Below are 2,583 nucleotides of genomic sequence, written 5' to 3' on the forward strand. Positions count from 1 at the left end.
GCGTGAGATGCTTCTCAAAGCCGGCCTTCAATTGCGGATCGGTCGCCTTGTCGATCATCTTCGGCAGCGATTTCTCGATCTGCTTCTCGGCATAATAGATGTCGCGCAGCGTGTGGATGAAGAGATCGTCCAGTGTCTGGATGTCCTTCGAAAAGAAGCCCATGGCGGTTGCCTTCCATGTTTCGCATTGTCGGGGAGTTGCGCGGCGGACAGCCGTCAACATGGCCGGGTTCATCCCGGTCCTTGCGGATCAACGTCGTCTTCCGTGACAGGTTCCTGTCCGCCCGGCCGGGAGAAAGGAAATTTCCTGCCGCCGGGCGAAGGTGAAACAGAGGCGCGGCCAAGCGACATCCGAACGAAACATATGTGATGCAAAAGTCACACGGCGCGGAAAGGCGACGAAAGGCACCGAAACACCGCGAATCAGCCGCAATCCGGCCACGATGCAACGAGTTTCGGACCAGAAATTAACATCACGTTCACCGACTATTCACGCCTCGACGCTATGCTCTCGAACAATTCGGACGGGACATCCGAAAGCGGGACAGGGACAGTTAAAATGAACTTCTGGAACCACATTACAGGCTACGCCGCCGCCATTCGCGAATTCGTCGCGCCGACCTACCGGCCGGAGCGCTATTACATGCGCGGCCCGGGGCCGGCCTGCGCGCGTCGCGGCAACTCGCTGGGCGTCGGCGCGAACTGACATGACCCGCCAACGCGCCCACCACAGCCGCATCTGCCGGCCGGCCGCCGACCAGCGCGCCACCACCTATCGCGTCGAGCGCCTTGTGCTCGCCGCCAACTGGCGTGCGACAACGCCGCGACTTTGACGCCGCCGCCGGCTGGCTTAGTGTGTCTCCTAGCTTAGTGTTTGGGGTCACAAGCAGCCGGGGCCGCGATGACCGACCTGCCCGAAAGTCCTGATTTCCCGCGCCAGGCCTATAACGCCCGCCAGCCGCTGATCGTCTTCGACGGCGTCTGCGTGTTCTGCTCGGGCTTCGTCCAGCTCGTCCTCAGGCTGGACCGGGAAAAACGCTTCCGCTTCGCCACGGCGCAATCGCCGCTCGGCGAGGCGCTGTTTCGCGAGCATGGCCTGCCGACCGACGATTACGACAGCAACCTCGCCATCATCGACGGCGCCCCCTTCACCAAGCTCGACAGTTTCGTTGCCGTCATGGCCGCGCTCGGCTGGCCTTGGCGCGCCGCGAAGGCGCTGCTCATCCTGCCGCGACCGCTGCGCGACTGGCTCTATGACCGCGTTGCCAAGAACCGCTACGCGCTGTTCGGCCGCAAGGACAGTTGCGAGATTCCTTCGGCCGAATTGCGGGAGCGGCTGATCGGCTAAAGCGCGTCGCGATCTTTCAGATTCGCTCCATGCGCTATCGCGCCTGGCTTGAGCCGGCGCAGGGTTCGAGCACGGTGGGTTCGCCGGCCGTCCCGCCCAGCTCCCGGCAACCCATGACCGTGCACAGCGTCCAGCCTTCCCCGGTGGCGCCGGACGCCGCGAGCACCAGACGCTGCTGGGGCCCGATCCGTGGCGCATAGATCCACCAGCCGTCCCGCAGCACCGAGCCCTCGGGCGGCTCCATGCCGGCGCCGGAGCCTTTGACCCGCGCCTCGACGACGTGCAGCCCGGTGGGCGACACTTTCCAATCCTCCTGCCAGCGCGTGCGTTCCACCGAATGCGTCCAGGACAGGGTGAAGGCGGCGGCGGCGAGCGTCACCGTCTTGCCGGCGGTGAGGATGCATAGGCTCATGCGGCGCCGGCCATGGACAGCCGGCGCGCGCGCCAGCAATGCCAGCCGATCCACGCCAGCGCCAGAACCCAGCCGGCCTCGTCGGTGAGCGGCAGCGCGATCACCAGGAGCAGGCCGGCTGCGAAAGCGACGAGACGCTCCCACAAGGCCATGCGCCGGGCGAGGAAGCCGACGGCGGCGGCGCCCCACAGCACAATGCCCATGCAGGCCTTGGCGACGATATAGGCGACCTCGACGGGATAGCCGAACGAGGCCGCGATCGGGCCGGCATCCTGCAGCATGAGGGCGGGCGTGTAGACGGCCATGAACGGCACGACGAAGCCGGCGATGGCGAGCTTTGTCGCCTGGATGCCGATCTTCAATCCGCTTTCCTTGGCCATCGGCGCGGCGGCGAAGGCGGCGAGCGCCACCGGCGGCGTCAGGTCCGCCATGATGCCGAAATAGAAGACGAACATGTGGCTGACCACCAGCGGCACGCCGAGCGACAGCAGCGCCGGACCGGCAAGGGAGGAGGTGATGATGTAGTTGGGGATCGTCGGAATGCCCATGCCGAGCACCAGGCAGGTGAGCATGGTCAACACCAGCGACAGGAACAGATTGTCCTCGCCGATGGAGATGATCCAGCCGATGAAAGTGGAGGCGATGCCGGTGAGCGTCAGCGTGCCGATGACGATGCCGACGATGGCGCAGGCGATGCCGACGGGCAGCGCGTTCTTGGCCCCTTCGGCAAGCGAGTCGACGCAGATGCGCAGCGTCTCGCGCCCACCCTTGAAGGCGAGGCAGGCAATGACGAGCGCCGCGATGACGAGGCTCAGCACATTGA

General features: G+C 65.4%; 6 protein-coding genes. 3 read left to right on the top strand and 3 right to left on the bottom strand.

Going from position 1 to position 2,583, the window contains the following annotated elements; genetic code table 11:
- Positions 1 to 163 (bottom strand): DUF892 family protein (locus tag EOA28_RS32030; protein WP_148670990.1); only part of this gene is annotated, 163 nt, incomplete at its 3' end.
- A gap of 396 nt (positions 164 to 559) precedes the next feature.
- Here EOA28_RS32030 and EOA28_RS32035 point away from each other — a divergent pair.
- The 3 genes from EOA28_RS32035 to EOA28_RS32040 all read left to right on the top strand — a co-directional run bounded on the left by EOA28_RS32035 (position 560) and on the right by EOA28_RS32040 (position 1,348).
- The gene (locus tag EOA28_RS32035) at positions 560 to 706 is read left to right on the top strand and encodes a hypothetical protein (RefSeq protein ID WP_126080293.1); all 147 of its coding nucleotides are present in this window, start codon (positions 560 to 562) and stop codon (positions 704 to 706) included.
- A gap of 1 nt (position 707) precedes the next feature.
- A complete protein-coding gene (locus tag EOA28_RS41015) occupies positions 708 to 833 on the top strand; it encodes a hypothetical protein (RefSeq protein ID WP_281059023.1) in 126 nt (41 codons plus the stop codon).
- Positions 834 to 901: 68 nt separating this feature from the next.
- Positions 902 to 1,348 (top strand): thiol-disulfide oxidoreductase DCC family protein, encoded by a 447-nt coding sequence (locus EOA28_RS32040; protein WP_127253444.1) that lies wholly within the window; start codon positions 902 to 904, stop codon positions 1,346 to 1,348.
- A gap of 34 nt (positions 1,349 to 1,382) precedes the next feature.
- Here EOA28_RS32040 and EOA28_RS32045 read toward each other — a convergent pair whose 3' ends face one another.
- Together EOA28_RS32045 and EOA28_RS32050 are read right to left on the bottom strand one after the other, a co-directional pair.
- Positions 1,383 to 1,760: a DUF1850 domain-containing protein gene (locus tag EOA28_RS32045; protein ID WP_127386182.1), complete on the bottom strand. Its 378-nt coding sequence runs from the start codon at positions 1,758 to 1,760 to the stop codon at positions 1,383 to 1,385.
- The coding region (locus EOA28_RS32050) for a TRAP transporter large permease subunit (protein ID WP_128315672.1) at positions 1,757 to 2,583 on the bottom strand (827 nt) is incomplete at its 5' end. The genes EOA28_RS32050 and EOA28_RS32045, both read right to left, overlap by 4 nt.

Source organism: Mesorhizobium sp. M2A.F.Ca.ET.067.02.1.1, from assembly GCF_004023285.1.
GTDB lineage: Bacteria > Pseudomonadota > Alphaproteobacteria > Rhizobiales > Rhizobiaceae > Mesorhizobium.

Coding starts and splice junctions, on each gene's coding strand:
- EOA28_RS32035 (WP_126080293.1), top strand. CDS start 560: ATGAACTTCTGGAACCACATTACAGGCTACGCCGCCGCCATTCGCGAA.
- EOA28_RS41015 (WP_281059023.1), top strand. CDS start 708: ATGACCCGCCAACGCGCCCACCACAGCCGCATCTGCCGGCCGGCCGCC.
- EOA28_RS32040 (WP_127253444.1), top strand. CDS start 902: ATGACCGACCTGCCCGAAAGTCCTGATTTCCCGCGCCAGGCCTATAAC.
- EOA28_RS32045 (WP_127386182.1), bottom strand. CDS start 1,760: ATGAGCCTATGCATCCTCACCGCCGGCAAGACGGTGACGCTCGCCGCC.